This window comes from Gimesia maris (genome assembly GCF_008298035.1).
In the GTDB taxonomy this organism is placed as follows: domain Bacteria; phylum Planctomycetota; class Planctomycetia; order Planctomycetales; family Planctomycetaceae; genus Gimesia; species Gimesia maris.
In genome coordinates, this window is record NZ_CP042910.1 from 6,508,475 (window position 1) to 6,532,452 (window position 23,978).

The following is a 23,978-nucleotide window of genomic DNA, read 5'->3' on the forward strand; positions in this document are numbered from 1 at the left end:
GGAAATGCTCCCGGATTCACACATACAACCAGACTAATTGGAATACTTGGGAGTTAACAAAATGGAACTGAATCCTCTTGATGACCGTATCGTGATTGAACCCAATGTTGCAGAAGAAACAACTGCTGGTGGGATTGTTCTGCCTGACACAGCTCAGGAAAAACCACAGAGCGGTACTGTAATCGCTGTAGGACCGGGGCGTCTTCTGGAAAGTGGTGAGCGTTGCCCGGTTGCTGTTGAAGTCGGTGATGAAGTTCTCTACGGCAAATACGGCGGAACCGATATCGAAGTCAGTGGTAAAGACGTCAAGATCCTGCGGGAAAGTGACATTCTTGCTAAAATCATCAAGTAAAGAACGTACAGAATCGGACCATTCGGACAGAGATAGTAATTGGATAACTCAACACTGTCTCTGTCTGCTTCGAGAATTTTAATCAATCACAATTCACGCAGGGGAGAACGGAGCAATCCGATTGAATGTTCATTCCTGTTAAACAGAGGAGTTTATAAGCGTGGCAAAGCAACTATTGTTTGAAGATCGCGCACGTGCCAAGCTGCAAAAAGGCGTGCAAACTATCAGCGACGCTGTAGCCATCACCATGGGTCCCACGGGACGCAACGTGATCATCGATAAAAATTTTGGCAACCCCCTGGTGACCAAAGACGGTGTTACAGTCAGTAAAGAAGTTGAACTCGAAGACCCGTTCGAAAACATGGGTGCTAAACTGGTCAACGAAGTTGCAACCAAAACCAGCGATGTTGCCGGTGATGGTACAACGACTGCTACCGTTTTAGCCCGCTCTATCTATCAGGAAGGCCTGCGCGGCTTGTCTCTGGGAGCCAACCCCATGATCGTTCGTCGGGGAATCGACAAAGCCGTTGAAGCTGCTGTCTCTGCGATCGAAGCACTGGCCAAGCCTGTCACTGAAAAGGCAGAAATTGCTCAGGTTGGAGCGATCTCAGCTAATAATGACAGTGTCATCGGCAATCTGATTGCCGACGCCGTTGAAAAAGTGGGTCGTGACGGAGTGATCACCGTTGAAGAAGGCAAGGGAAATGAAACAACCTTGTCTTTCGCAGACGGGATGCAATTCGATAAAGGATACATTTCACCTTACTTTGTCACTGACACAGAAGGGATGAAGTGCATTCTGGAAGACTGCTATATCCTGATTCACGAATCCAAAATCTCTGCCCTGCGTGATCTGGTGCCTCTGCTGGAAAAAGTTTCTCAGACAGGAAAACCACTGTTGATTATCGCTGAAGACGTTGAAGGCGAACCACTGACCGCTCTGGTCGTCAATAAACTTCGTGGCGTTCTTAACATTGCTGCTGTCAAAGCTCCTGGCTTTGGTGATCGACGTAAAGCCATGCTGGCAGACATCGCTGTGCTGACCGGCGGGACCGTCATTTCTGAAGACCTGGGGATCAAGCTCGAATCAGTGGAACTGGCTCAACTGGGTCAGGCCAAGCAGATTGAGATTACGAAAGATTCCTGTACCCTGATTGAAGGTGCCGGAAAAACAGATGCTCTGCAGGCTCGGGTCGCTCAGATCCGCGGACAGTTGCAGAAAACTGAGAGCGAATATGATCGTGAAAAATACCAGGAACGCCTGGCAAAACTGACTGGCGGCGTTGCCATCATTTCTGTCGGTGCAGCAACTGAAGCTGAAATGAAGCAGACCAAAGCCCGTATGGAAGATGCTCTGCATGCCACACGTGCTGCTGTCGAAGAAGGCATTCTCCCCGGTGGGGGCGTTGCCCTGCTGCGATCTATCGAAGCCGTTGAAAAAGTCAAAGGCAAAAACGACGACGAGAAAATTGGCATCAGCATCGTTGCCCGTGCTCTTGAAGGCCCCATTCGACAGATCGCAGAAAACTGTGGAACGGATGGTGCCGTTGTCGCCGATGAAGTCAAGCAGTTGACTGGCTCCAAAGGTTATAATGCCAACAGCGGCGAATACGTCGACATGTTCAAAGCAGGAATTATTGATCCGGCCAAGGTCGTGAAAAACGCCCTGAAAAATGCCGCCTCGATTGCTGGCCTGATGCTGACCACCCAGGTACTTGTCACCCGCAGTGACAGCACCGAAGGTAACAAGCTGGCTGACGTCGAAGGTAGTGTTCGATAGTTTCTGACACAACCTGGGTTCTATGACAGGAATTCAGGAGAAACATTGTGATAACAGACGGGCCGCCGTAAAATGGTGGCCCGTTTTTTTCAGTTCTGATTAGAACGAGAATAGCAAGAATCTGACCAGTGCGGACATGGTCTGATTCAAAACCTTTTAGATATACGACGAGTTGTGATTTATGGCATCGAAACGCGATTATTATGAAATTCTCGGCGTATCGCGCGAAGTGACCACCGTTGAAATTAAAAAAGCGTACAAGAAGCTGGCGCTGGCCAATCACCCGGATCGCAACCCGGGTGATGAAGAAGCCATCAAACGTTTCAAAGAAGCCGCTGAAGCATTTGAAGTTCTGGGTGACGATAAAAAACGTGCCCACTATGATCGCTATGGGCACGCTGATTTCGGCGCAGGCGCCAGTCAGTTCCATGATGTTTCCGATATCTTCAGTGCGTTTGGCGATCTGTTTGAGGGCTTTGGTTTTCGAAATTCATCGCAACGCGGCGGCAATCGTCCGCGACAGGGTGAAAGCCTGAGAACCAGCCTTCAGATTGATCTACTGGATGCTGCAGCTGGCTGCGACCGTGAAATCCATATCAATCGCCAGGAAACCTGCGATACCTGCCATGGCACAGGTGCCAGACCAGGTACAGAACCAGATGAATGTGATTACTGTGGCGGCGCCGGCCAGGTCGTGCAGTCACAAGGGTTTTTCCGGGTACAGACAACCTGTCCCCGGTGCCGAGGGGCCGGCAAAGTCATCGTCGAAAAATGTTCGGACTGCCGTGGAGAGGGTCGTATCGCACAAGAAACGACTCTGGAAATCAAAGTCCCTGCCGGCATCGACAATGGTATGCAACTCTGCTTGAGAGGCGAAGGAAATCCGGGCGCCAATGGGGGACCGCGAGGTGACTTGTATGTCGTCATCGGCGTTGATGAGCATCCCCTGTTCCGACGCCAGGAGCAGGAACTGAGCTGTCATGTTCCGATCACATATACACAGGCTGCTTTAGGAGCCAATATCGAGATACCAACTTTGGAAGGACGACACGATCTGAAAGTTCCTTCGGGAACTCAGCCAGGTGAAGTCTTCCGACTGAAAGGGCTGGGCATGCCCAATCCTCATGGGGGCCGACGCGGCGACCTGCATGTCGTCGTACAGATTGATGTTCCCAAGAAGATCTCAGAGCGCGAAGAAGAGTTGTTGCGTGAACTGGCAGAAATTGAACACGCGGAAGTCTCTTCTCACCGCAGCCCGAATCGTAATTCGTTTTTTGACAAATTGAAGGAGTACTTCACACATTCCGATTAATCGATGTGAACGTGTGTCAGGAAGCATTCCGTTTTTTTTGTTTTCATATTCAAAACAGTTTGAAACAGCGTAGCAGGTCAGAAAAATGGCAGATATGGAACAACCAGAAGAGATTCAAAACCAGACCGAAGAAATTCCGGTTGAGGAGAGTGAAGTGACAGACGAAGCGCCGACAGTCGAAGAACAGCTACAGTCCGCGATTTCTGAGCGAGATGAGAACCAGGATCGTTTTCTGCGTTCGCAGGCTGAACTGGACAACGTTCGCAAACGGCATCAGAAAGAAATGGAACTGCTCCGCCAGTACGCTGCAGCGCCCTTTATCCAGGATTTATTACCAGCCCTGGATAATCTGAAACGGGCCGTCGATGCCGCTGAAAGTGCTGACCAGGTCGGTGACCTTAAACAGGGCGTCGAAATGGTGGCAAAACAGCTTCTTGACGTGCTCTCCAAACATAATGTGACACCCATTGATGCCCTGGGAAAACCGTTCGATCCGAACCTGCATGAAGCACTGCAGCAGATGCCCTCCGATGAGCATCCACCGATGACCGTCATCCAGGAACTGGAACAGGGTTTTATTCTCAATGACCGGGTGGTTCGCCCCACCAAAGTCATTGTTTCTTCGGGTCCTGCCGAAGGTTAATTACTTCTCATTGCCTTTTCATTGTGAGTCTTAATCGATGCCAACTTATGATTATGAATGTTCCCAGTGTGGTCATAAATGGGAAGAATTTCAGTCCATTACTGCAAAGCCGCTCAGAAAGTGTCCTGAATGCGGAAAGCTGAAAGCAAAACGCGTCATCGGCGCAGGCGGCGGAATCATCTTCAAAGGTTCTGGTTTTTACCAAACTGATTACCGGAGCAGCTCTTACAAAAAAGATGCTGCCGCTGATACCAAGACACAGTCACCGAGTTCCGATTCAAAAAGCAGCGGTGATTCAGGTTCTTCCAGTAAGAGTGGGTCAGCGGATTCCTGATTACCTTTGATATTTCCACTGGAATGATCTATAAGAGAATCAGACCCCGATTTCGCTCCCCTTTTTGTCTGAGGATCCGATGATCCAACCACAAACATGTCCCATTTGTCGCAAGGTTGTCACCTTCCAGGCAAGTGATGATCAATCCCCGTTTCCATTCTGCAGCCAAAAATGCCGTGACGTTGACTTCTTTCGCTGGTCAGATGGCCGTTATGCGATTGTAGAAGAACTCGACCCGCGCATCATCGAGTTGCAGCAACTGGAGCAAGAGGGTGAAGACGATTAAAGAGACTTCATCGGACGCTCCTGCTTTGCCTGAAAGCTCCGAAAGCGAACTTACTGGTGGACTTTCCCCCACCGTGAAGGGCACGTTATATGGACTGTTATCCGCGTTAGCTTATACTGCTGCCAATATCGCACTGCGCGAAGCAGCTGTGGACAACAATGCCGACTGGGCCATCTGGATCTCTGCTCTTAAATCGGTCCCCGCCACTATCGTTGGCTGGGCCCTGGTTGCTTACCGCGGATCGCAGGGACTGCCTGCACTGCCTCCGAGACGACTCGTCCTCCCTTTAATTTTAACCGGGCTTGTCATGCAGTTTGGTGGAAACGTCATGTTTCAATGGTCGCTCAGCCTGGGAGGGTTGGCTTTTACCGTTCCCCTTTGCTTCGCCACACTGTTGACGACGGGGGCTCTACTGGGACGAATTTTCCTGGAGGAGGCCATCACCCCGCGCATGTTCGCCTCCATGATCATTCTGACTGCGGCGATTGTGATCCTGAGCCTGGGCGCCCATCAGGCTGAAGTATCCGTTTTTGAAAATATGGAACACCATTCCAGCTCAATGGCGACTGTGGCACTTACCATCTTTGTGGCAGGGTTTGCCGGCTGTTCTTACGGGGCAGGAGGTGCGGTCATTCGTGGTTCGGTCCGAGGGGAAACATCCATCTCGGCCACTCTGGTTTTGATCAGCACCACAGGACTGATCTGTCTGACGGGTGTCGCCGTTTATCGGCTGGGAATCTCAATCTTCTGGATCACGACTCCCTGGCAGTATCTGGTGATGCTGGTCGGAGGCATCATGAATGCGATTGCGTTTTTCGCCATTGGTGCCTCCATGAAATATCTGACGGTCACCCGCGTCAACCTGTTAAATGCATCTCAGACGGCAATGGCCGCCTTCGCTGGCGTACTTTGTTTTGGTGAACAGTTAACCGTCTGGCTGTTATGTGGTACCGCCCTCACAATCGGCGGTTTATTCCTGATGGAAAAAAAACGAGCCACCATTCCGAACAGCAGCCTGACTCAGACAACCGGAATTTCAACACAGCAAGAAAAAGGTCCTTCTGATGAATCATGACTCCGCTTCACCTGACTGGCCACATAGACAAGCGGAGATTCCCGCTCCTCCCGAATTCCCTTATCCGGAAGTAGACTGTGACTGGCAGGCACTCCATTCTTCGCCAATCATCGATCCGACAGCCTGGGTGACACCGGATGCGATTGTCACCGGAAGAGTGCGTCTCAAAGCGCGTAGTACAGTCTGGCATCAGTGTGTGTTGCGCGGCGATCTGGAGTATATTGAAGTGGGAGAAGAGACCAACGTGCAGGATGGTTCAATCCTGCATACCGATTATCAGCACCCCTGTATTCTCGGTGATCGCGTGACACTGGGACACGCTGCCATCGTACACGGCTCGATTGTGGAAGATGACGCCATGATCGCCATCGGTGCCACGGTTCTCAGCCGCTGCGTGATCGGAAAAGGTGCATTAATCGCAGCAGGTGCCCTGGTACGGGAAGGTATCCACGTACCGCCGGGGACACTCTGGGCAGGCTGTCCCGCCCGGCAGATTAAAGTACTCACAGATCAGCAGCAGGAACGTCTCAAAGCAACCTGGCAACACTACGTGAATCTGGGAGCAGCCAGTCTGCAACGCTTTGGTAGAGATCATATCGACGCGTTAATAACTGAGATTTAACTCTCAGCAGACCTGTTCACAGGTCCAAGCACTCTTGCAAAAACCTGTTACCAGATCTGCTTTTTGCCTCGAAAACAGTAGGTTGTGTATGGTATCCTAAGGAATCAGTTTTTCAATGAAACTAATTAATTCAGGATTATCGAATGAATACCGACCGACCTCAGAGTTCTCCCTCAACGACGCGACGTGAATTTATTAAAAACGGCACGGCAGCTGTCGCAGCCGCTTCTTCATTATCAAGTGTCGCATTCGCTGGTTCCGCTCCGCTGACGGCGCTGCAATCCAGTCTGTTTGCCGGAGGCAGTGATGTGATTCGCGTAGGCCTGGTTGGCTGTGGTGGACGGGGAACCGGAGCCGCCGCTCAGGCACTGGCAGCCGACCCCAACGCCAAACTGGTCGCCATGGGTGATACATTTTACGACCACCTCGACAAGAGCTTTCAGAACCTGAAAAAGAATCCCGTAGCTGAGCAGGTTCAGGTAGACACCGATCACAAATTTGTCGGCTTCGATTCGTATCAGAAAGTGATTGACTGTGTCGACGTCGTGCTGCTGACGACACCGCCCCACTTCCGTCCCATGCAACTGCGGGCCGCCATTGAAGCTGGCAAACATGTCTTCGCTGAAAAGCCGGTTGCCGTTGATGCCCCCGGCGTACGATCCGTTCTGGAAACCTGCAAGCTGGCAAAACAAAAGAACCTTTCGATCGTCTCCGGACTCTGCTGGCGGTATCACGAAGGGATGCGGGAAACGTTTAAGCAGATTCATGATGGTGCAGTCGGCGATGTAATGGCCATTCAATGCAGTTACAACACCCGTGGATTATGGATGTTTGAGCGGCAGCCCGAATGGAGCGACATGGAATGGCAGATGCGCAACTGGCTGTACTTCACCTGGCTTTCCGGGGATTTCAATACCGAGCAGCATGTCCACAGCCTGGATAAAATGGCCTGGACCATGAAGGATCAGACCCCCCTGGCCTGTAGTGGAACCGGCGGTCGACAGACCAGAACCGGGAAAGAGTACGGCAATGTCTTTGATCACTTTGCCATCGTTTATGAATACCCGAATGGCGTGAAAGGTTTCAGCCGCTGTCGACAGCAGGATGGATGCGCCGTCGATGTTTCCGACCATGTCTTTGGTACCAAGGGACGTGTCGATGTCTTTAAACATCGTATTTATGATCCGAAAGGCGAAAAGACCTGGGACTTCCGGGGTAAAAGTAAAAACATGTATCAGGTGGAACATGATGAATTCTTCGCAAGCATTCGCTCTGGCGAACCCATTAATAATGGCGACTACATGACGAAGAGTACCATGCTGGCGATCATGGGGCGTATGGCTGCTTACACGGGTAAATCAATCACATGGGACGAAGCCATGAATTCAAAAGAAGACCTGACCCCGGCCAGTTATGAGTGGGGGCCGATTCCTGTTCCGCCGGTCGCCATGCCCGGTATCACAGCGTTCAAATAGAAGCTGATTGACCGAAGTCCTACATCAGCCAATTTCAAAACGTCTGCAGTTTTCCTGCAGACGTTTTTTTTTGGACAAACTGTCGCATTACCATATTATTCTGTTCGTAGAAATTCTCTGAGATTATTGAGTTTTCCGAAACATTTTCTCGTCTCCCGGGTTTGATATTTGTAGCTTAAATGTGATTGAGGTACACAGTCGCTTCCACTCATACAGCAATTCTTCACAACCGGTGTTAATTCAGTGAAAACAGACTGTAAAACCTTATTTCAATTTAATATACAACCAGTGTTGTAAACCCACTGGTTTAGGACACTTAACATTTCTGAATCACATTCCCGGAGACCCTCAAATGCGTATGTCACGTTTATTTTCAACTGGTGCTGCCCTGCTTGCCATCAGCGCCACCACACTTGTATCAGCACAGCCTCCAGAAGGGAAAGACCGTCCGGAAAGAGGCGATCGTCCTGAAGGACGTGAACGTGGCGACCGCGACCGCGGCCCTCGGGAAGGTGGTCCCCGTGATGGCAGAGGAGGTCCTGGTGGACGTCCTAATTTCATGTTGATGTTACCGATCTTCATTACTCTGGACGTAAACAAGGACGGCGAACTCTCGAAAGAAGAGATTGAAAACGCCACCGTCGCACTCCAGAAACTGGACAAAGACAAAAACGGAAAACTGACCGAAGATGAATTGCGTCCCGATTTTGGTGGTTTTGGCCGTCGTGACGGAGACCGTCGTGGACCGGGAGGCCCTGGTGCATTTGGACGTGGTGAAGGCGGCCGTGGTGGTCGAGGCGGCGATTTTGTCGAACGAATGATGGCTAACGACAAGAATAAAGACGGCAAACTCACCAAAGAAGAACTGCCTGAAAGAATGCAGTCCATGTTTGATCGGGTGGATGCCAACAAAGACAAGGAAATTGATAAAGCCGAACTGACTAAAATGGCAGAACAGTTCAACTCCCGCAATCGATCCGGTGGCAGAGACCGTGGCGAACGCGGTGGTCGTAACTCAGACGGGGATCGCCCCAAGCGTCCCGAATCTGATAACTAGTGTGCATCACATTTAAATGTAGCGTCTCTCAATCTCGTATACTCGAGTCAAACAGCCCTGGAGACGTTACAGTAAAACTGTGACACAGACTAGCCTGTATTTTGAAACTCACTGTTATCCGTTTGGTTTATTAACGCATTCAGTTTCAGGGAATATGCCATGCAGCCCAAAATTGCTGTCTTCGCTTTGTTGATGTTCATTTCCTCAAGCGTTCAGGCAGACTGGATGAGGTTTCGTGGACCAAACGGATCAGGGGTTTCAGATGAAAAACAGGCCACTCCTGATAGATGGAGTCCTCAACAGAACCTCAAATGGAAAGTGGCTCTGCCAGGTCATGGCTCATCCAGCCCGATTATCGTAGGTGATAAAGTTTTTGTCACCTGCTGGTCGGGCTATGGGATGACTCGCAATGATCCCGGAGATCAAAAGGATCTGCGCAGGCACCTGGTCTGCCTGGACCGAAAATCAGGAAAAATTCTCTGGGACAAAACAGTAGATCCAGTACTTCCGGAAGACATCTATACCGGCATGTTCGCCGAGCACGGTTATGCCTCCCATACCCCCACTTCTGACGGAAAAAACGTCTATGCCTATTTCGGTAAATCGGGAGCAGTCGCTTACGATCTGGATGGAAACAAGCTGTGGCAGACCATCGTCGGCGATGAACTGGATCCCCGTAGATGGGGTTCTTCTTCCAGCCCGATTCTCTACAAAGACCTGTTGATCGTAACAGCAACGGCAGAAAGTGAAGCCCTGGTGGGGCTCGATAAAAAGACCGGCAAAGAAGTCTGGCGACAGGAATCGACGGGCTTTAATGCGACCTGGGGCACACCCGTTCTGGTCAAAGGGAGTGATGGTGAGACAGACCTGGTTCTGGGTGTTCCTTATGAAATATGGGGCATGAATCCAGAGAATGGCAAACTACGCTGGTACTGCGAAGCCATGGACACAGACACCTATTGTTCCAGCGTGATCGCTGAGAACGGTATTGTCTATGGCATTGAAGGGCGGGGCGGCGGATCCATTGCTGTCAAAGCAGGTGGAAAAGGCAACGTCACTAAAACAAACATACTCTGGACGGGACGTGATGCCAACCGGATTGAAACGCCGGTAATGTACCAGGGACGAATTTATTTCTTCTCACGCGGTATCGTCAATTGTATCGACGCCAAAACTGGAGAACGGATCTTCCGTGGTCGACTGGAATCAGGAGATTCAGTTGCCACGGACGACCGGGAAGAGGAAGCGGGCGGCAACCGCTTCGGCGGACGTTCTGGTCGAGGTGGCGGTGGCGGTTTTCGTGGCAGTGATTATTCTTCACCGGTCATCGCAGATGGTAAAGTCTATTTCACATCCCGCTCGGGTGAAACCTATGTCATCAAGGCCAGCGCTCAACTGGAACAGATCTCTGTGAATCGTCTGACCGATGAAAATGAAGATTTCAGCGCATCACCTGCGATCAGCGATGGAGACCTCTTTATCCGCTCAGACAAACACCTGTATTGCGTGGGTAAATAAAGACTGTGAAAGCAGAATCAAATCGATCTATTCGCCTTGAATCGTTACGACCAGTCTGCGACTGCCGCCATGATTGCGATGCTCACACAAATAGATTCCCTGCCAGGTTCCCAGACAGAGGCGCCCTTCGCTGATCGGGATCGTCAACGAATTTCCAATCAGCGACGCTTTGACATGTGCGGGCATATCATCGGGTCCTTCACAGGTATGCACGTAAGGAAATGATTCCGGTGCAATCTTGTTAAATGACATTTCCAGATCCACGGGGACATCCGGATCTGCATTTTCATTGATTGAAAGTGAAGCGGAGGTATGCATGATAAAGACATGCATTAAGCCAACCTTGATCGTTGAGAGTTCTGGAATTTCACTGAGAACTTCTTGAGTGACAATATGAAAACCACGTCGAAACGCAGGCAGACGAATCTGCTTTTGTATCCAGGCCATGATGGATTTCTCTTTCAAACGTTGTGAGTGCGATCCGGAGCCGCTGCACATTGCGCCCGCCAGCGTAACCAATGGTCGGCCAGCGTGATGGCAATCATTGCTTCCGCGATGGGAACGAAGCGAGGCAACAGACAGGGATCATGCCGCCCCTTTGTGCGAATCGTTGTTGCCTCTCCCTGGCTGGTAACCGTCGGCTGTTCGATCAGCAGACTGCTGGTTGGCTTGACCGCTGCTCGAAAGACAAGGGGTTGCCCCGTGGAGATCCCACCCAGATTGCCTCCATGACGATTCGTGTCCGTCCCAATTACAGGTTCCCCACTTTCGTCGCTCTCTTCAGCAATGAAGTGATCGTTATTTTCACTGCCCCTCATGGTCGCACAGCCAAACCCGGAGCCATATTCGACTCCCAGAACGGCGGGAATACTGAACAGGGCTTTGGCTATATCTGCTTTCAGTTTGTCGAAAACCGGTTCTCCCAGTCCCGCGGGGACATTGATGGCAGCAATTTCTGCGACGCCACCAATCGAATCGCCATCTTTTCTGACAGAATCGATGAAGTCGAACATCTGACGCGCCAGATCATGATCGGGACAGCGGACCGGGTTCAAACTGCCATCCGAAAATGTCTCGACCTGTGCTGCTGTGATCGAAGTCGGATCGGAGATTTTTGCCTTGAGATGTCCGACCTGGGTCACATATCCGATGATGCGTCCACCGAATGCGGCATTCAGAATTTTTTTGGCGACCACACCCGCTGCAACACGGACATTCGTTTCACGTGCACTGGAACGTCCACCGCCACGGTAATCGCGAAAACCGTATTTGGCGTCATAGGTGTAGTCCGCATGCCCCGGGCGATATTTGTCTTTGATATCGCTATAGTCTTTACTCCGCTGGTCCTCATTACGGATGAGAATCGCCAGACTGGTTCCTGTTGTGATTCCCTCAAACACGCCGGAAAGGATCTCGGGATGATCTGCTTCTTTACGCTGCGTGACAATCTTGCTTTGTCCCGGTTTGCGGCGATTGAGATCAACCAGCAGATCTTCCACGCTGATTGGAATCCCTGGCGGAACGCCATCTATAATCACGACATTGCCCGGACCGTGGCTTTCGCCTGCTGTTGTAATCCGAAATGCTTGTCCAAAACTGTTTCCTGCCATACCCTGATTGTAGCGGGACTTCAAGGAATTTCATCCTTCCCGGCTGTCTCCACGGTATGAATTCAGCGAGAAGGTAGGAATTGTTCCGAATATTCCCGCTACAAACCTGCAGGAACTGGTGCTGCCCGCTAAAATACCCGGGCTAAACAGGGTTTCCTGAACCAGCCCTGTGTAAATGTATCGAACCAGCAGGGCCGGTAAAGTACCAGAATAGAAAGATGTTTGACCGTGTCGACACAGCCACCCCAGCAATTTCAGACGCCTCCCGTTTCAGGTTGCATGATACTGAGTCTGATGATTTTTATGGGCTGCATGCTCCCATTGATCTTTGTCGATCTTGCAGAGACTGCCTTACGAAATCTGCACCTCAGTCCACAGGCTGCCATCCTGGTTCTATTTGGAATGATCTTTGGCTCTCTGATCAACTTCCCCATCGCAAGGTTTCCCCTTGACCGGGAAGTAAATGTTCCCGTGTTTGAGTCTCTGGCCGGTATGCAACTGATGCCGAAGATGCAACGCTTGAGGCAGGAAGCAGTTATTGCCGTCAATCTGGGAGGTTGCGTGATTCCCGTTTTACTGGCGATCTGGCTGTCTCGCTTTATTATTGGAGGGGGCATCACACCGGTTCTGGTAACAATCGTGGGGATCTGCCTGAATACCATGGTCTGTTATCGTACCTCACGGCTGGTACCGGGAATGGGGATTGCCATGCCGGTCTTCATCCCGCCCCTGGTGTCGGTCATCGCAACGATTCTCGGCTTTGGGATCATCGGACCGCTGACCGGTAATGCGGATATGAATTACCAGGCTTTGTATGCCCCGATTGCCTTTGTGATTGGTATTTCCGGTCCGCTGATAGGAGCCGACCTGTTTCACTGGAACGATTTCAAAAAACTGGATTCCCCATCGATCAGTATCGGCGGTGCCGGGACCTGGGACGGAATCGTCCTCTCAGGCATGATCGCCGCACTTATTGTTTGAGGGTTTCTGTTTTCAACAGGCTCTCTACAAAAGGGATTACATCCCGCTTGTAGGTGTATCCTTCTTTGCCGTATTCTCGGCGTTCATTGTCAAATCGTTTCGCCTGCTTGCCCTGCCGATCATAAACATAAGTCGCCGGCATTGAAGCCAGATCCAGTGTGGGAAACAGTTCCTCTGCGGGCACATTACTGACGATATTCGTCATATAAGCCTTGTGTTTAGTGAGAAACTTTTCGACCGGTTTTTTATAATACTCGGGTGGATAATTCTTGCCTCCGAAGTAATCACAATTGAAAGAAACACAAACAACCTCGTTCGGGTACTGATTCTGTAAAGAAACAAGATCCGGAAATTCACGCAGACAGGGAGGACAGGATGTTGACCAGAGATCAACGACCACAACTTTCCCCTGATTTTCTGCGATGAACTGCTCAACATAGCGCCAGTCAGCAATTTTCAGCGTGGGTTTCACAACCGGTATACCACTCACACTGCCTGACTCGTTTGATTCATTCACATCAGCCCCACACCCCGAAAGCAGAAATAAAAGTGTCGCACAAATCACGGGGAGCAGGATTTGCTTTTCTTGAAAAAAGATTGTGAATGTTTGTCGTAAATTGAACTTCATTCTCTTGGTACTCTGTCATAGAAAGCTTTACACTCTAATCTACGTTCAAGTTTACTAAACTGTGCTGAAAACGAACAGATTAGTAATAGAGACGCGAGGTTCAGACAGCATTTATCTTAAACTCTGAATCAATTTTGATCCCCACCCTGTGGGACAGTTCCGAACATCCCAATCCATTTCTGAAGGAAAGTAGAACCCGTTGGTCTGGTGGCATTATTTATTACTGGCGGGTGTTGGCTGTATTGCCGGTATCCTGAATGTTCTGGCAGGGGGGGGCTCACTTATACTGATGCCCATCATGGTGTTTCTGGATATTCCCGGAGCCGTCACAAATGGTACTGTACGTATCGCGATTTTAGGTCAGAACCTGACGGCAGTCGCCGGTTTTAAACAAAAAGGCTTTTCTGATTACCGCCTCAGCCTGACCCTGGCGCTGTGCGCACTGCCCGGTACTGTCATTGGCGCTTTTTTAGGCACTAAACTCAGCAATGCCTGGTTTAATCGCGTCCTGGCAATTATCATGTTGGGAGTTCTGGTAACAATGATTCTTGGTAATCGTAAAAAGAAAAAACCAGAACCGAAAGAGGAAGAAACTTCAATCAGTTCATCAATCGATGGGAATCTTTCCGAAACCACGGTTTCTGAACCTTCGGTATCCGTCACCGGTTATCTGTTGATGGTTCTGGCAGGATTTTATGGAGGATTTATTCAGGCGGGTGTCGGTTTTATTCTGATAGCCATTATTCATAATTTGATGAATATTGATTTAGTACGAACCAATATGCATAAGGTGTTTATCGTAGCCGTCTATACGATCGCAGCGATCGGAATCTTTGCATGGCAAGGGCAAATCTGGTGGCTTACCGGATTGATCCTGATGATCGGAATGTCGATTGGCGGCTGGATTGGATCAAATCTGGCCGTTAATAAAGGGGATGCATTCATCCGCACAGTTTTATATATTGCCCTTGTCTGCATGTCGATCAAACTACTATTTATGTAACAGCAATCGTTCATTTTTGGATGATTGTCTTTTTCAGATCATGAAACGGGTTTCCATGTTGTGGCGACTGAAACAAACGGTGGTTTATCTGTCCCTGTTGATTCTGGTGGGAACGGTTTCCCTGACCGGCGGCATTGCAGATGATCCTGAAATCAGAACTGCATTTGACGCAAAACGCTCGTTTGACTATCTGACCAGAATCTGTCGCCTCAAATCACGTATCAGTGGTTCTCCCGGCATGGCGGCGCAGCAGAAACTCATTCTGGACCATTTCAAGGAACTCAAAGCAAAAGTCCAGTTCCAGTCTTTCGATGCCCCGCACCCGATTACCGGGAACCCGGTGCGGATGAATAATATGATTGTCAGCTGGAATCCGGATGCCAAAAAACGTATTCTGCTGGCCTGTCACTATGATACAAGGCCGTTTCCCGATCGTGATCGAAATAATCCCCGGGGTTTATTCATTGGAGCAAACGATGGCGGTAGTGGCGTCGCCTTTCTCATGGAGCTGGGAAACGTAATGCCGACTTTGAAAGTCAGCCACGGCTACGGAGTTGATTTCGTCTTCTTTGATGGCGAGGAACTGGTCTACCGTCAGAATGATCCTTATTTTCTGGGTTCGAAATATTTTGCCGAGCAGTACAAAAATGAACCGCGTGAATTCGAATATGTCTACGGCGTCCTGCTGGATATGATCGCCGACAGGAATCTCGGAATCTACATGGAGAAAAACAGTCTGAAGTATGCGCCGCAGTTAACACACAGCATCTGGGATGCAGCTCGCAAAACCGGGGTGCGGGAGTTTTTTGCTCAAGCCAAATACGAAATCAGGGATGACCATCTCCCCCTGAATGAAATTGCCGGCATCCCGACATGTGATATTATTGATTTTGATTACCCGGCCTGGCACACGACCCGCGATATTCCCCGTTACTGTTCTGGAGCCAGTCTGGAAAAAGTGGGAACCGTGCTCATCTACTGGCTGCAGAACCTGCCAGAGTGAAAGAACGTTTTTCATGTATGTATTGCCCGATTCAACGATTACCGCCCGCTACGAAATGGAATCAGAGGCATGATTGATTCACTGCTGTTACATCGCGTGCAGTTTGCTTTCACGGCTTCCTTTCATTATCTGTTTCCCCAGTTGACGATGGGACTGGCGCTATTAATTTTCATCCTGAAATGCATAGGCTTACGTGGCAATCCCTGGGCCGATGCCGCCGCGCGGTTCTGGTTAAAGATATTTGGACTCACTTTCCTGATGGGAGTCGTCACAGGCATTCCACTCGAATTCCAGTTTGGAACCAACTGGGCGCAACTTGTAAAATCGACGGGATCGATCCTGGGACAAACCCTGGCGATGGAAGGGATCTTTGCATTTTTCCTGGAGTCCACCTTTCTCTATCTGCTGATCTTTGGTGAGAAGAAACTGGGAAAACGATTGCATTGCCTGGTCTCTTTCCTCCTGTTTGCAGGTACCTGGTTAAGCGGATATTTCATCATTTGTACGAATGCCTTTCTGCAGCATCCAGTCGGCTACCGGATCGGAGAAGATGGCATCTACCAGCTGACCAGTATCTGGGCGTTACTCAGCAATCCCTGGGCGATCAAACAATATCTGCATACCATGACCGGCGCCGTCATAACCGGATGTTTCACTATGGCATCGATTGCCGCCTTCCATTTACTGAAACAGCAGCACCAGGACATTTCCCGCCGTTATCTGTCGGTGGCAGTGCTGGTCGGTTTTCCCGCCAGCATGATTGCTGCCATGCCGACCGGCGACTGGGAAGCCAAACAGGTCCAACAGCATCAGCCAGTCAAATTCGCAGCGATGGAAGGTCACTTTCATACGGAGGATGGTGCCGGCCTGGTCATCCTTGGCCAACCCAATCTTCAGGAAATGAAAATCGATAACCCGATCATAATACCGAAAGCACTCTCGTTTCTGACCCACGCCAGCTGGAATGCGCGAGTGAAGGGACTCACCGAATATGATCGAGATCTCTGGCCTGATAATATTGAGCTACTGTATTTTTCCTATCACATCATGGCAGGCTTAGGAACGCTGTTTATCGCATTGATGGGAATCAGCCTGGTACTTGTCTTAAAAAGAAAGCTGCACACCAGTCGCTTCATTCTCTGGCTGTTAATGCTTTCCCTGCCATTTCCTTTTATTGCCAATACCGCGGGCTGGTTCACTACTGAAATCGGACGGCAGCCCTGGTTGATCTATAACCTGATGAAGACGGCGGATGGCGCATCGAATAACATTTCGCAGGGAAATGTCATGTTTACTCTCCTCGGGTTTATGGGACTTTATCTGTTATTGTCAGTTTTGTATTTTTTCCTGGTGACTCGAATCATCGGAAAGGGACCTGAACTCATCAATCAACCAGAAACCGAGACTGAAGGGGTAGCATAAAATGGAAACGGTCTGGTTGATCCTGCTGGTTCTGATGATCGCGACTTACATCGTCCTTGATGGTTTTGACCTGGGAGTCGGAGTCCTGCACCTGCTGATTGCCCGCGATCGTTCGGAACAGAAACAGATCATACAGTCGATCGCCCCGGTCTGGGATGGGAATGAAGTCTGGCTGATTGCCGCAGGTGGCACAATGATGATGGCATTCCCCGGATTTCTCAGTTCCATGTTCAGCGGATTTTATCTGCCATTGACCATGGTGGTCTGGCTGCTGATCTTTCGGGCGATCAGTATTGAACTGCCACACTACCTCTCAGATTCATTGTGGATCCATTTCTGGAACCTGATGCTGTTTGTTGCCAGTGGATTACTGATCATCATCCTGGGGGCCGCCATGGCGAATATTTATCGGGGTGTCCCCCTGGATGCGACAGGTTCTTTTTTTGAACCCCTGTGGACAAATTTTCGTATTGGTCCGCCAACGGGAATTCTGGACTGGTACACAATCCTGAGTGGTGTCACCTCTGCGACGTTCCTCCTGCATCACGGTGCACTCTGGCTTGTGGCCAAAACGGATGGCAGAGTCCAGCAACACGCGCGTCAGGCAGCCACGTGGCTCTGGACTGGTTCAATCGGCCTGACCCTCGTCATATTCATTGCCAGCTGGTATGTACAACCTCTTGCCCGGACAAGCTTCTCGGAGACACCCTGGAAAATCATTCTGCCACTGGCTGCAGTCCTGTCTTTGCTTGCATCTGGTTATCTTCGCTGGAAAAATAAAAACATGCCGGCCTTTTTGAGTTCGGGCCTGTTTATTTACCTCGTAATTTTCTCAGGAGCCATGGCGATTTACCCCAATATCCTGCCCGGATTAAATCCTGAACATCATCTCACAATCTATAATACTTCGCCTGGACCCGAAAAACTGACCACCACTTTGTACTGGTGGATTCCCGGTATTCTGCTGGTGGGCGTTTATTTCACGATCCTGTTCCGATCCCTGCCTGCCGTGATTTCTGCCAGTTCAGAAGACGACCATTAGATCTGGCGTCTGTTGAGTGTTGAGTGTTGAGAAAAAACACCATTCCCGTTCATTCATTTCAGTTTACCCTGAAATAAAGGAATCCTGAAAAGCAAACAAAACTGCTCTGTTCCCGTCTCTTATTCCGCATGCAAAATAAATTCCATCACACACGTTTCATCTGAAACGGAATTTGTTAGACTGAAAACGAGAGGACTGGCAGTTTGAAATGTTAACATTTCAGCAGGCAAAGGGATTCCCCCCACCATCACTCAAGGACGCAGCAATAGTGACAGACACGATCCCGGGCATAATCGTTGGTACACTTCTTGTGCTATTTGGAGCAGGACTGATCCAATTGCATCGTACCTCGTGGTTCCATCGACAGCACGATGATGAACTGGGTGACGATGACTACCAGTTTTTTGCTAAACAGTACCGACGTCGGATGCAAACATCTAGCCTGTTGATGGTGATCGGTTTTCTGATTGTGATTGGCGATTCACCCTATATGCCTTGGAAGTCCTATCCCGGATTATTCGCGGCTTACTGGGGAGGGATCCTGCTGATCGCATTCTGGGTGATCCTGTGTGCGATCGGGGACATGAGCGCCTCGCGTATCCGATCAACTAGGCTGATTTCACGCGTTCATGATCAACAGCGACTACTGGAACAACAGCTGATGGAAATGCGGAAGAATCATCAGAAATCAGCGGACGAAGATTCAAAAACGCCTTCTGACCAGGAGAATTGAATCCTGTTGAGCAGGCTGATCAGGAGGCCACACGTGCTTTCTGCACCAGAGACTCCGAGGGAAGTCGCTCGTATCCAAACATCTCGAATGCTTTTTGCCAGCGTTCGTAGATTTTCTTCTCCTGGGCGGCGTCCATTTCGTACTTGTTTTTCTTGTAGGATTTCTGATCCTTCAAATACGGCTGCATATTCTGCTCAAGCCCTTCAAAGCCTGAGAGATTCAGATGCTCATAAACTTTTCTGAGCTCACCTACCGGATCTTCTTCCAGGTCTTCAAATCGGACCTCATGCAACTGGCCTTCAGGCACGATTTTTCGATCGCGCTCGTAAACATTCAGGTGATTCACATAAATATTCGACATGTCCTCTTCCAGTTTCTCCATATCCAGTGGAGCAAAACCATTATCACCAAACATGGTTTTCCGCAGATGCAGTGTCGAATTATAAACTTTATAGGGATCACGATAGATATATACAAACCGTGCATCAGGGAACATTTCCAGTAGAAACGGAATCCGGAAAGTATGTGTTGGTGACTTCAACAGAATATGTTTGTTGGCACCCGCTTTGTATGTCAGCTTCTTCATGAAATACAGAAACGTTTTTTTCCAGATTGATGTTTCCCGGGGAGTCAACTGGTCCAGTTCGTAATAACGGTTATAGACTTCCGGTTGATCACTGAATGTGATAGCCAGGTATGGTGACATCAGATGCAGCAGCATGATAGACGTTTCATCTTCCTGGGGCAGATCCCAGGTCACAGGCATATTATCCATGGGCCGCTGTTTTGGCAGCAGATGTTTTACGACGTGCTTCAGTACCCGCTCAGTTAACAGAAAGTGTGAGGGAAACAGCATCGCTCCCATATTCGGATAAATAAACTGATCGTCCTTGGACATCAGGTTATGGAGTAATGTTGTCCCACTCCGCCAGTGCCCAATGATAAATACGGGGGGCTCGAGTTGCGTCTTTTTGACTTTGCGACTGTAGATCAGGTTTTCCAGCATGCTGAAAAAGGAATTGGACACGCTCAAGATACCCGAAGATATGAGTCGCCCCAGACCTGACCAGCGAATCCTGGGTCGCAGGCTCATCAGTTTGACAAAATTTGTGAATCCGATTCCAGACCAGACACAAAAAGGGCCTTGAGTCGATCCACTGTTCTTTTCCTGGGGTTTAGTCATCTGGGGAGACTGTCCTGCTTTTATCTACACACTTCATAGCCCGACTAGCAAACGAATGCCCGTTTTCAGCATCGTTGATCAATTCAACACAGCTTGATGGTCAATATTATACTCGATAAATATGAGATTGTCTTCGGGCAGGCAGAGTAGAATAGCTGCTATGGGTTTGTTTTTCTACCACAATATCCAAATTTGAACTGATCCGAATCACCGGACCCATAATGTATTTATTTCGGCATCCCACTTATCAGACTTCGATGAACTCTGCTGGTTCAACGCGAATACTTAATACAATGAGCCTGACACCGCAAAAGACGCGCATCCTTACCCCGTTTAAATTAACTGTTTACCCCCAGTTACACAATTGACAGCAGAAAAAATTGTTTCACACCAGCCTAGATCAAGATGATAGTGAAACCTTGTATCCATCAGTCGGTCGTGGAATCAGAGAGAGATTCACTCTAATCCACCAGACCACATATCTGCTGGAAATCAGACTTTAATGATGAGTAAAGCTTTTGATACACGGGAAATGCCTGATTGTAGACTTTTTTATCTTTTGAATTGACGCTGGTACTTTCGACGACCCGAATGGTCGCAGTACAGGCTTCGACCACATCCTTGTAAGCACCGGTCCCCGCGGCAGCCAGTAGCGCAACTCCATAAGCAGGCCCCTCTTCGGCATTGATGGTCACGACTTTTTGTCCGTAGGTATCCGCCTGAACCTGACGCCAGAATGGACTCCGGGCGCCTCCACCAGACAGGCGGATCTCTTTCACCGGAATATTCAGTTCCTGAATGATCTCCAGAGAATCTCGCATGGCATAGGTTGCCCCTTCGATCACCGCGCGACTCAGGTGAGATCGTCCGTGCCTCAAACTTAAACCAATCCATGCGGCCCGCGCAAAAGGATCAGCATGCGGTGTTCGTTCGCCTGTCAGATAAGGTAAAAAGAACAGACCTTCGCTGCCTGCTGGCGCTTCTGCTGCCTGAGCGGTAATCAGTTGATATGGATCCACTTTCTGCTTCCTGGCTGCAGCGACCTGCTGCTCACAGAGTTGATTACGATACCACTGCAGACTTCCCCCGGCCGACAGCACAACGCCCATTACATGCCACTTATCACGAACAGCATGACAGAAAGTATGCACGCGGCCTTCGGGATCAATCTGAACTTCATCACTGTGGGCGAACACCACACCACTGGTGCCCATCGTCGCAGAGATGACGCCTCGTTTTACAATCCCGTTTCCGATAGCGCCGGCAGCCTGATCACCGCCTCCCCCCACGACCGCCACGCCGGAGGGTAATCCCAGCAGACTCGCAGAAGCCTCAGTTAAATGCCCGCTGACATCCTCTGATTCATGAACTGCGGGCAATAAAGATTCGTCTAGTTCCAACTTGTTCAAAAGAGGACGACTCCATTTTCGTTGCCTGACATTCAGTAATAAGGTGCCTGAGGCATCACTGACTTCCGTTGCGAATTCCCCCGTCAGGCGAAAACGAATGTAATCTTTGGGCAAGAGCACCTGAACCGTTTTGTCAAAATTCTTTGGTTCATGATTGCGCAACCAGAGAATCTTGGGAGCCGTGAAACCGGTCAAAGCGGGGTTGGCTACCATGCCGATCAGTTTTTTTCGACCGCCGGCCCGTTGCTCGATCTCGGCACATTCCGCGGCAGTCCGCTGATCGTTCCAGAGTAGAGCGGGGCGAATGACTTCATGTTTCTTATTGAGAAACACACTGCCATGCATCTGACCGCTCAGACCAATGCCTTTGACATCAGCGGGTTTGATTTTACCCGCTTTTAAGACCTTGCGGATACTCTTGATCGTTGCCTGCCACCAGTCCTCCGGGTTCTGTTCCGACCAGCCAGGATGCGGACTGTAAAGGGGATATTCAACGGTAGCAGAAGACAGAATAGTTCCATCTTCCTGCATCGCCAGTGTTTTTGTCCCGCTGGTTCCGACATCCACTCCCAGAAAAACGGCCATAGCTCAGATCCTTCTCTCAAAGTAAGTCACTCAATTGCAGCAAACAGAAACCAGACAGGAATTCATTCCGTCACTTATTCAGGGCAGACACAACCTATCGGCTGGATTTCAGAGAGTTCACGCACCCAGATATTACGAAACTGTGTATCATTTCTATGAAACTGGAGTCGAATCGGCAGTTTTTCTTCATGAGCCGTATAGAAAGGCGGCTGATGATAGAAGGTCGCCCCCTGCAGTTCAGTGTGGTTCTGAACGACAACACCATTTTGAATCACAGTGACATATGCAGGTTTTACCAGCTGTCCGTATTCGTTAAAGCGAGGTGCGGTAAAAATAATATCATAAGTCTGCCATTCTCCAGGTTTTCTACAGGCATTCACGAGGGGGGGGTACTGCTTATAGATAGAGCCAGCCTGGCCATCAAAGTACGTTTTATTTTCGTAGGAATCCAGAATCTGAACTTCATACTTCCCCATCAGAAAGACGCCACTATTGCCGCGTCCCTGGCCATTCCCTTTCACCTTCTTCGGTGTCGCCCATTCAATATGCAGTTGGCAGTCCCCGAATGACTGCCTGGTTTCGATATCTTTTTTAGTAGTAATCGCATACCCGTCTTTGATTTTCCACTGATCCCCGTTTTTCCACTTGTCGAGATTTTTTCCGTCAAACAGGACGATCGCATCGGAGGGAGGCTGATGAGGAGGCGTCTGTACGACTTCAGGCTCTTTCCAGATCAAACCATTTTTGTATTCTTCGACCAGATTTCCATAGGTGTGATAAGCGGTTCCCAGAAAAACAGTGATTACCAGAATCCGAAACGCTTTATGTAAACCTGTCATAATAATATTCTCCCGTATTATATTTATGCTTGAATTAAAATATGAAGTGAGCATGATGATTCAGCAGCAATCAGACTGAAGGATCAGTAATCGAGGCTGGCGCCCCCTTCGGCTTCAATCGCCTGCCCTGTCAGAAAACTGGAATCATCGGTCGCAAGAAATAAGGCCAGTTTCCCCATCTCTTCGATCGTTCCCATGCGTTTGAAAACCTGCAGGTCGGAGACCGTTTTCAATGCATTCTCAGCATCAGGCAGGGACGCTGCCCAGTCACGCATAAGTGGCGTATCGATATTGCTCGGCAGGATCGCATTTACGCGCACTCCCGCTTCCCCCAGTTCGATTGCCAGTGACTTGGTAAAACTGACCTGCGCCCCTTTTGTCGAACAGTAAGCCGTCGAATGATGTTGCCCCAGCACGGCTGTCATGGACGACATGTTAATAATCGTCCCTTTGGTTTTTCGCAGATGGGGCAGGGCATATTTCGCGCCGGCAAACGTACTCAGGAAGTTGACTCGCATCAACTGTTCCATTTCCTCAATGCTGGTTTCTTCCAGAGACATTGCCGGGGGATGCACGCCGGCATTATTGATGATGCAGTCCAGTCTGCCGAACTGTTCCACGACCAGATCGATCGCCGAGCGAATCTGTTCATGCTCGCCCACATCGCATTGCACGAACATCGCTTTACCCGGTCCTGTCTCATTAAGCTCACGTGCCAGATCCTGTCCGGCATGCAATCCTCGTGCGAGAATTGCTACATGGCCCCCCTCTGCACAAAACACACGTGAGCAGCCTTCGCCGATACCTTTACTGCCGCCAGTGACAATCACGACACGATCTTGAAATCTCATAGTTCCCTCAACGGATTTAACTTGCAGGATCAAACTGGGAACCAATATTGGAAATGTTCCAGTTCGCCATTTACGGTAACAATTACCGGGAGGGAATTCCAATCCAACGCTGTTTCGAATCGAGGGGACTCGACTTAATAAATGTGGTTTATTTTTTCTGTGTACTGATTGTAACGAATTTAGACTGTTTTCAGTTTTACTGCAGCATCTCCAACAACATTTGGACCGGGCATAA

At 49.6% G+C, this 23,978-nt stretch carries 24 protein-coding genes; 17 read left to right on the plus strand and 7 right to left on the minus strand.

Going from position 1 to position 23,978, the window contains the following annotated elements:
* The first annotated feature begins 61 nt into the window (after positions 1-61).
* The 11 genes from GmarT_RS24230 (at position 62) to GmarT_RS24280 (ending at position 10,454) form a co-directional block, all read left to right on the plus strand.
* Positions 62-352: a co-chaperone GroES gene (locus GmarT_RS24230; RefSeq protein WP_002647162.1), complete on the plus strand. Its 291-nt coding sequence runs from the start codon at positions 62-64 to the stop codon at positions 350-352.
* A 160-nt stretch (positions 353-512) separates the two neighbouring features.
* The gene (gene groL, locus GmarT_RS24235; RefSeq protein WP_002647161.1) at positions 513-2,132 is read left to right on the plus strand and encodes a chaperonin GroEL; all 1,620 of its coding nucleotides are present in this window, start codon (positions 513-515) and stop codon (positions 2,130-2,132) included.
* Between the two features lie 181 nt (positions 2,133-2,313).
* Positions 2,314-3,444, plus strand: a complete 1,131-nt coding sequence (gene dnaJ / locus GmarT_RS24240) for a molecular chaperone DnaJ (protein ID WP_002647160.1) — start codon at positions 2,314-2,316, stop codon at positions 3,442-3,444.
* Between the two features lie 94 nt (positions 3,445-3,538).
* Positions 3,539-4,087, plus strand: a complete 549-nt coding sequence (gene grpE, locus GmarT_RS24245; RefSeq protein ID WP_002647159.1) for a nucleotide exchange factor GrpE — start codon at positions 3,539-3,541, stop codon at positions 4,085-4,087.
* 37 nt (positions 4,088-4,124) lie between these two features.
* Positions 4,125-4,421 carry an FmdB family zinc ribbon protein gene (locus tag GmarT_RS24250; RefSeq protein WP_002647158.1) on the plus strand — a complete coding sequence of 99 codons (297 nt, stop codon included), beginning with the start codon at positions 4,125-4,127 and terminating at the stop codon, positions 4,419-4,421.
* Between the two features lie 79 nt (positions 4,422-4,500).
* The gene (locus tag GmarT_RS24255) at positions 4,501-4,707 is read left to right on the plus strand and encodes a DNA gyrase inhibitor YacG (protein ID WP_044238489.1); all 207 of its coding nucleotides are present in this window, start codon (positions 4,501-4,503) and stop codon (positions 4,705-4,707) included.
* On the plus strand, positions 4,694-5,782 hold the full coding sequence (locus GmarT_RS24260; protein WP_002647156.1) for a DMT family transporter: 1,089 nt from the start codon (positions 4,694-4,696) through the stop codon (positions 5,780-5,782). The genes GmarT_RS24255 and GmarT_RS24260 overlap by 14 nt, the downstream gene beginning before the upstream one ends.
* On the plus strand, positions 5,772-6,404 hold the full coding sequence (locus tag GmarT_RS24265) for a gamma carbonic anhydrase family protein (RefSeq protein WP_002647155.1): 633 nt from the start codon (positions 5,772-5,774) through the stop codon (positions 6,402-6,404). The genes GmarT_RS24260 and GmarT_RS24265 overlap by 11 nt, the downstream gene beginning before the upstream one ends.
* Before the next feature lie 143 nt (positions 6,405-6,547).
* Positions 6,548-7,879 carry a Gfo/Idh/MocA family protein gene (locus tag GmarT_RS24270; RefSeq protein ID WP_002647154.1) on the plus strand — a complete coding sequence of 444 codons (1,332 nt, stop codon included), beginning with the start codon at positions 6,548-6,550 and terminating at the stop codon, positions 7,877-7,879.
* A 352-nt stretch (positions 7,880-8,231) separates the two neighbouring features.
* Entirely contained in the window at positions 8,232-8,936 is a 705-nt protein-coding gene (locus GmarT_RS24275; RefSeq protein WP_052301257.1) for an EF-hand domain-containing protein, read from the plus strand.
* 159 nt (positions 8,937-9,095) lie between these two features.
* On the plus strand, positions 9,096-10,454 hold the full coding sequence (locus tag GmarT_RS24280; RefSeq protein ID WP_002647152.1) for an outer membrane protein assembly factor BamB family protein: 1,359 nt from the start codon (positions 9,096-9,098) through the stop codon (positions 10,452-10,454).
* A 27-nt stretch (positions 10,455-10,481) separates the two neighbouring features.
* Here the strand turns inward: GmarT_RS24280 and GmarT_RS24285 are convergent, their stop codons facing one another.
* Both GmarT_RS24285 and aroC read right to left on the minus strand, forming a co-directional pair.
* Positions 10,482-10,901, minus strand: a complete 420-nt coding sequence (locus GmarT_RS24285) for a secondary thiamine-phosphate synthase enzyme YjbQ (protein WP_002647151.1) — start codon at positions 10,899-10,901, stop codon at positions 10,482-10,484.
* Between the two features lie 14 nt (positions 10,902-10,915).
* Positions 10,916-12,064, minus strand: coding sequence for a chorismate synthase (gene aroC / locus GmarT_RS24290; protein WP_002647150.1), 1,149 nt, complete (start codon positions 12,062-12,064; stop codon positions 10,916-10,918).
* A gap of 228 nt (positions 12,065-12,292) precedes the next feature.
* Between aroC and GmarT_RS24295 the strand changes: the two genes are divergently transcribed.
* A complete protein-coding gene (locus GmarT_RS24295) occupies positions 12,293-13,045 on the plus strand; it encodes a DUF1614 domain-containing protein (RefSeq protein WP_149303361.1) in 753 nt (250 codons plus the stop codon).
* Here the strand turns inward: GmarT_RS24295 and GmarT_RS24300 are convergent.
* Positions 13,035-13,562: a TlpA family protein disulfide reductase gene (locus GmarT_RS24300; RefSeq protein WP_157158960.1), complete on the minus strand. Its 528-nt coding sequence runs from the start codon at positions 13,560-13,562 to the stop codon at positions 13,035-13,037. The two genes, GmarT_RS24295 and GmarT_RS24300, sit on opposite strands and share 11 nt — an antisense overlap.
* 310 nt (positions 13,563-13,872) lie before the next feature.
* Here GmarT_RS24300 and GmarT_RS24305 point away from each other — a divergent pair, with 310 nt between their 5' ends.
* From GmarT_RS24305 to GmarT_RS24325, 5 genes are all read left to right on the plus strand, one after another.
* On the plus strand, positions 13,873-14,676 hold the full coding sequence (locus GmarT_RS24305) for a sulfite exporter TauE/SafE family protein (RefSeq protein ID WP_002647147.1): 804 nt from the start codon (positions 13,873-13,875) through the stop codon (positions 14,674-14,676).
* A 55-nt stretch (positions 14,677-14,731) separates the two neighbouring features.
* Positions 14,732-15,679, plus strand: a complete 948-nt coding sequence (locus GmarT_RS24310) for a M28 family peptidase (RefSeq protein WP_002647146.1) — start codon at positions 14,732-14,734, stop codon at positions 15,677-15,679.
* A gap of 69 nt (positions 15,680-15,748) precedes the next feature.
* Positions 15,749-17,101: a cytochrome ubiquinol oxidase subunit I gene (locus tag GmarT_RS24315; RefSeq protein ID WP_002647145.1), complete on the plus strand. Its 1,353-nt coding sequence runs from the start codon at positions 15,749-15,751 to the stop codon at positions 17,099-17,101.
* Between the two features lies 1 nt (position 17,102).
* Positions 17,103-18,143 carry a cytochrome d ubiquinol oxidase subunit II gene (gene cydB, locus GmarT_RS24320; protein WP_002647144.1) on the plus strand — a complete coding sequence of 347 codons (1,041 nt, stop codon included), beginning with the start codon at positions 17,103-17,105 and terminating at the stop codon, positions 18,141-18,143.
* A 337-nt stretch (positions 18,144-18,480) separates the two neighbouring features.
* A complete protein-coding gene (locus tag GmarT_RS24325) occupies positions 18,481-18,876 on the plus strand; it encodes a hypothetical protein (protein WP_149303364.1) in 396 nt (131 codons plus the stop codon).
* A gap of 19 nt (positions 18,877-18,895) precedes the next feature.
* Here the strand turns inward: GmarT_RS24325 and GmarT_RS24330 are convergent, their stop codons facing one another.
* The 4 genes from GmarT_RS24330 to GmarT_RS24345 all read right to left on the minus strand — a co-directional run bounded on the left by GmarT_RS24330 (position 18,896) and on the right by GmarT_RS24345 (position 23,743).
* Positions 18,896-20,059, minus strand: a complete 1,164-nt coding sequence (locus GmarT_RS24330) for a sulfotransferase family protein (protein ID WP_002647142.1) — start codon at positions 20,057-20,059, stop codon at positions 18,896-18,898.
* A gap of 461 nt (positions 20,060-20,520) precedes the next feature.
* Positions 20,521-22,053, minus strand: coding sequence for a xylulokinase (xylB, locus tag GmarT_RS24335; RefSeq protein ID WP_002647141.1), 1,533 nt, complete (start codon positions 22,051-22,053; stop codon positions 20,521-20,523).
* 74 nt (positions 22,054-22,127) lie between these two features.
* Positions 22,128-22,892: a 3-keto-disaccharide hydrolase gene (locus tag GmarT_RS24340; RefSeq protein WP_002647140.1), complete on the minus strand. Its 765-nt coding sequence runs from the start codon at positions 22,890-22,892 to the stop codon at positions 22,128-22,130.
* 83 nt (positions 22,893-22,975) lie between these two features.
* On the minus strand, positions 22,976-23,743 hold the full coding sequence (locus tag GmarT_RS24345; protein WP_044238540.1) for a glucose 1-dehydrogenase: 768 nt from the start codon (positions 23,741-23,743) through the stop codon (positions 22,976-22,978).
* Positions 23,744-23,978: the final 235 nt, after the last annotated feature.

Coding starts and splice junctions, on each gene's coding strand:
- GmarT_RS24230 (WP_002647162.1), top strand. CDS start 62: ATGGAACTGAATCCTCTTGATGACCGTATCGTGATTGAACCCAATGTT.
- dnaJ (WP_002647160.1), top strand. CDS start 2,314: ATGGCATCGAAACGCGATTATTATGAAATTCTCGGCGTATCGCGCGAA.
- grpE (WP_002647159.1), top strand. CDS start 3,539: ATGGAACAACCAGAAGAGATTCAAAACCAGACCGAAGAAATTCCGGTT.
- GmarT_RS24250 (WP_002647158.1), top strand. CDS start 4,125: ATGCCAACTTATGATTATGAATGTTCCCAGTGTGGTCATAAATGGGAA.
- GmarT_RS24255 (WP_044238489.1), top strand. CDS start 4,501: ATGATCCAACCACAAACATGTCCCATTTGTCGCAAGGTTGTCACCTTC.
- GmarT_RS24265 (WP_002647155.1), top strand. CDS start 5,772: ATGAATCATGACTCCGCTTCACCTGACTGGCCACATAGACAAGCGGAG.
- GmarT_RS24270 (WP_002647154.1), top strand. CDS start 6,548: ATGAATACCGACCGACCTCAGAGTTCTCCCTCAACGACGCGACGTGAA.
- GmarT_RS24275 (WP_052301257.1), top strand. CDS start 8,232: ATGCGTATGTCACGTTTATTTTCAACTGGTGCTGCCCTGCTTGCCATC.
- GmarT_RS24280 (WP_002647152.1), top strand. CDS start 9,096: ATGCAGCCCAAAATTGCTGTCTTCGCTTTGTTGATGTTCATTTCCTCA.
- GmarT_RS24285 (WP_002647151.1), bottom strand. CDS start 10,901: ATGGCCTGGATACAAAAGCAGATTCGTCTGCCTGCGTTTCGACGTGGT.
- aroC (WP_002647150.1), bottom strand. CDS start 12,064: ATGGCAGGAAACAGTTTTGGACAAGCATTTCGGATTACAACAGCAGGC.
- GmarT_RS24310 (WP_002647146.1), top strand. CDS start 14,732: ATGTTGTGGCGACTGAAACAAACGGTGGTTTATCTGTCCCTGTTGATT.
- GmarT_RS24315 (WP_002647145.1), top strand. CDS start 15,749: ATGATTGATTCACTGCTGTTACATCGCGTGCAGTTTGCTTTCACGGCT.
- cydB (WP_002647144.1), top strand. CDS start 17,103: ATGGAAACGGTCTGGTTGATCCTGCTGGTTCTGATGATCGCGACTTAC.
- GmarT_RS24330 (WP_002647142.1), bottom strand. CDS start 20,059: ATGACTAAACCCCAGGAAAAGAACAGTGGATCGACTCAAGGCCCTTTT.
- xylB (WP_002647141.1), bottom strand. CDS start 22,053: ATGGCCGTTTTTCTGGGAGTGGATGTCGGAACCAGCGGGACAAAAACA.
- GmarT_RS24340 (WP_002647140.1), bottom strand. CDS start 22,892: ATGACAGGTTTACATAAAGCGTTTCGGATTCTGGTAATCACTGTTTTT.
- GmarT_RS24345 (WP_044238540.1), bottom strand. CDS start 23,743: ATGAGATTTCAAGATCGTGTCGTGATTGTCACTGGCGGCAGTAAAGGT.